This window comes from Rhizobacter sp. P3_B12 (assembly GCF_056402895.1).
On the sequence record NZ_JBFUGN010001199.1, the window covers coordinates 1 to 1,648 of the forward strand.

Genomic DNA, 1,648 nt, shown 5'->3' on the forward strand with positions numbered 1-1,648 from the left:
GTGCAGCGCCCCGCGCCGCCGGCCCCGCCGCCGCCGAACCCGGCCGACGAACTGATGGCGCAGCTCAAGCAGGTGCGCCAGACCGGCTATCAAGACGGCTACCGCGACGGCCTGGTCGCGCTCGACGGCTTCAAGCAGAGCTATGCGGCGCAGGTCACCGCGCAGGTCGGTGCGATCGTGCAGGGCTTCGGCCAGCAGCTCGACGACCTGCAGCAGGACATGGCGCGCGCGCTGGCCGTCACCGCGACGCAGCTGGCCAAGCAGATGGTGCGCAGCGAGCTGAGCATGAAGCCCGAACTGGTCGCGGTGGTCGCGACCGAGGCGGTCGACACGCTGCTGCTGAGCGCCCGTCACATCACCGTGCGCGTGCACCCGGACGACCATGCGCTGGTCGCGCAGGGGGCGGCCGACGTGCTGGCCGCGCGCGGCGCGCGCCTGCTGTCCGACGCCGAGGTGCTGCGCGGCGGCTGCCTGGTCGAATCCGACATCGGCGTGATCGACGCGACGCTCGAGGCACGCTGGCGCCGGGTCGCTGCCTCGCTCGGCTGCGAGCAGGAGTGGGAAGGCGACGAAGCGCCGCTGCCCGAGATCGAAGCGAACGGGGGCGCCGCATGATCACGTCGCCGCATGAATCGAAGGCGGTCGCCGCCGCAGACAAGTGGCAACGTTATCTGGGCGACCTGAAGAACTTCTCGGCCGACGTGATGCCGCTGGAGACCCAGGGCACGCTGGTGCGGGTGGCCGGGCTGGTGCTCGAGGCCGCCGGCCTGCGCGTGCCGGTCGGCTCGGTCTGCGAGGTGCGCATGGACGGCCAGCCGCCGGTGCTGGCCGAGGTGGTCGGCTTCTCGGGCGACCGCGCCTACCTGATGCCCACCGGCGAGATCCACGGCCTGGCGAGCGGCGCGCGCGTCGTGCCGYGGCCGTCGCCGATCGTGCCGCTGCTGCTGGGCGCGACGCAACACCAATGGCGGCGCAGCGAAGACCGCACGCTGCACCTGCCGATGGGCGACGGGCTGCTCGGCCGCGTCGTCGATTCGCAGGGCATGCCGATGGACCGCAAGGGCCCGCTCGGCAGCGTGCACAACGAGCCGCTGATCCGCCGCCCGATCAACGCGATGGACCGCGACCCGATCCGCCAGCCGCTGGACACCGGCGTGCGCGCGATCAACGCGATGCTGACGGTGGGCCGCGGCCAGCGCATCGGGCTGTTCGCCGGCACCGGCGTCGGCAAATCGGTGCTGCTCGGCATGATGGCGCGCTACACCGCGGCCGACGTGATCGTGGTCGGCCTGATCGGCGAACGCGGCCGCGAAGTGAAGGAATTCATCGAGGACATCCTCGGCGAAGAGGGCCTGCGCCGCTCGGTGGTGGTGGCCGCGCCGGCCGATGCGCCGCCGCTCACGCGGCTGCAGGGCGCGAGCTACGCCACCGCGATCGCCGAGCATTTCCGCGACCGCGGCCAGCACGTGCTGCTGTTGATGGATTCGCTGACCCGCTTCGCGATGGCGCAGCGCGAGATCGCGCTGGCGATCGGCGAGCCGCCGGCGACCAAGGGCTACCCGCCGAGCTGCTTCGCGAAGCTGCCGCAGCTGGTGGAGCGCAGCGGCAACGGGATCCATGGCGTCGGCTCGATCACCGCGTTCTACAC

At 72.3% G+C, this 1,648-nt stretch carries 2 protein-coding genes; both read left to right on the forward strand.

All coding sequences use genetic code 11. From position 1 onward, the window contains the following. Window positions 1-615: FliH/SctL family protein (locus AC1D01_RS33730; protein WP_477873823.1), on the forward strand; the 615-nt coding region annotated here is incomplete at its 5' end. After that, window positions 612-1,648, forward strand: a 1,037-nt coding sequence (locus AC1D01_RS33735; protein WP_477873824.1) for a FliI/YscN family ATPase, incomplete at its 3' end; no start/stop codon positions are given. The genes AC1D01_RS33730 and AC1D01_RS33735, both read left to right, overlap by 4 nt.